At 53.0% G+C, this 2,299-nt stretch carries 1 protein-coding gene and 1 pseudogene; one reads left to right on the top strand and one right to left on the bottom strand.

Features of this window, described 5'->3' with window-relative positions; all coding sequences use genetic code 11:
• Nucleotides 1-1,209: alpha-amylase family glycosyl hydrolase (locus tag WBV27_RS06705; RefSeq protein ID WP_424200540.1), on the top strand; the 1,209-nt coding region annotated here is incomplete at its 5' end.
• Nucleotides 1,210-1,571: 362 nt separating this feature from the next.
• Here WBV27_RS06705 and WBV27_RS06700 read toward each other — a convergent pair.
• Nucleotides 1,572-2,299, bottom strand: a pseudogene (locus tag WBV27_RS06700) (phosphoketolase); the annotation flags it as partial.

Genomic DNA, 2,299 nt, shown 5'->3' with positions numbered 1-2,299 from the left:
ACCTGGACTTACGACGACCGATCGGGTCAGGCCTTTTTCCATGTCTTCGCTCCGGAACAGCCCGATCTGAATTGGAAAAACCCGAAAGTGCGGGAAGAAATCTACCGGATGATCCGCTGGTGGCTGGACTTGGGCATCGACGGCTTCCGTCTGGATGCTATCAGCCATATCCAGAAAGAACCGTGGGATTTCAAAATCACCGACAATCCTTGGGCACCCTTCATGAACGTCTCAGGAATCGAAGTCTATATGCAGGAGCTGAAGGACATTTTTGACGCGTACCCAATCATGACGGTCGGCGAAGCGAGCGGCGTCTCCAGCAAAAAAGCGGTGAATTGGACCAAAGAGGACGGCTATTTGAACATGATCTTCGAGTTGGAGCATAATGTGCGCGAAGGTCAGCCGGGCGCGGAACGGCTCAATCTGTTGGGATTCAAAAAGGTGCTTTCGCGTTGGCAGAAGGACTTGGGGTCGAACGGATGGAACGCCCTGTATGTGGAGAATCATGATAATCCGCGGATCGCTTCGATTCTGGGTGATGAATCGCCCAAATCCGCCAAAGCGATCGCGACGATGTACATGCTGCTGAAAGGGACGCCCTTCATTTACCAAGGCCAGGAAATCGGCATGACCAATTTCGCTTTCGAGTCGATGGAGCAAGTCGACGCCCAGGATTCGCACAATCTCTATCGCATTCTCTTGGAGAGCGGCTCGTCCCAGGAAGAAGCGTTAAGGAAAGTCACCCATTGGACGCGGGACCATTCGCGCACGCCGTTGCAGTGGGAAGGCGGGATGTTCGGCGGATTTTCCGAGTTGCTGCCCTGGATGGCAGTGAACAGTAACGCTGAACATTTGAATATCGCCGAACAGGAAAAGGATGAACAGTCCGTTTTGAGCCATTACAAACAATTGATCCGGTTGCGGAAGGAGCAGTCCTTATTTTCCGAGAGCACCTTCGAACTGATTCTGAAAAATCATCCGCAGGTCTTCGCTTACTTGCGCAAGTCGGACACTAAACAGGTGCTCGTTCTGACAAATTTGAGCCGGAAAGCCTGCCAAATTGACCTTCCGACAAGAATAGCCAAAAAAAACTGGCAGCCGCTGCTGACGAATTCGGACCAGCTGGTGGTCAAAAAACGGATGCGGATGCAGCCGTATGATGCTTGGGTGTTTGAGGAAATTGCTGCGGTGCCTGCTGACCGGAGTTAAGCGGCCGGACTGAGTGCCCTCCTCCGGTTAGGCTCCTCTGGCCGGAGTACAGCGGTAATTTGCGGGCTCTTCTCCTGCGAGTCTGTCCTCATCGGAGCACAGACTTTAAATGTGGGCCGTTCTCCGGCGAAGCCTCCGTTCGCCGGAGGACAACAGTCTCATCTACCACCCCGAACAAAATTTCAACCGAACGCATGCCTGAGTACGAAGAAGGGGCGACCTCATTTTGAGGCCGCCCCTTCTTCGTGTATCTTGCTTATTGCGCTAAATCTTCTTCTGTGTAATATTCCGTATCGATCAGCTCTGCCTTACAGTTCTCTTTATCGACAGAGATCGGGTTTGCCAAATAGCTCGGCACCACTTTAACGCTGAGGAACAGCATGTTTCAAAGCTTCCCATTTCCATTCCATGACTTCCGGGATGTCATCGCCGTTCTCACGGATGAAGCGGTTATGGAATTCCACCGTTTCCGTCATCCTTTGCGAAAAGTCTGACGCTTCTTCGCCATAGACAGCGTTGGCCGCATCCTGCGCCAAGTGGAAGCGATCCATCTCAGACAAGACGCGCATGTCGAACGGTGTCGTGATGTCGCCGTTCTCACGGTAGCCATGGACGTGCAGGTTATGGTTGTGGCGATCGAAGAAGACGTCACGGATCAAGCCTTCGAAGCCGTGGAAAGCAAAGACGATCGGTTTATCGGCTGTGAAATAAGCATCAAATGCTTCATCGCTCAAGCCGCGCGGATCCACATCCGGATGGCGCAGTTTCAACAGGTCCACGATATTGATGAAACGGATCTTCAATGCCGGGAACTGCTTGTGCAGGATCGTGACTGCGGCAAGTGCCTCCAAGTTCGGTTCCGTCCCCGCTGCTGCGATCACGACATCCGGCTCTTCGTCACCGCAAGTCGAAGCCCAGTCGATCACTTTCAGGCCATCTTTGACCAATACTTCCGCTTCTTCCGCAGAGTAGAATTGCGGACGCGGGTGTTTCGAAGACACGATCAGGTTGATCTGTTCCTCGGAAGCCATCGTTTCCGCCATCACGGCCATCAAGGAGTTCGCATCCGCCGGCAAGTATTCGCGGATGA

The sequence above is a fragment of the Trichococcus sp. genome (assembly GCF_049589555.1).
Classification (GTDB): domain Bacteria; phylum Bacillota; class Bacilli; order Lactobacillales; family Aerococcaceae; genus Trichococcus.
The sequence above is the reverse complement of the archived record's forward strand: the minus strand, read 5'-3'. Positions and strand labels throughout refer to the sequence as shown.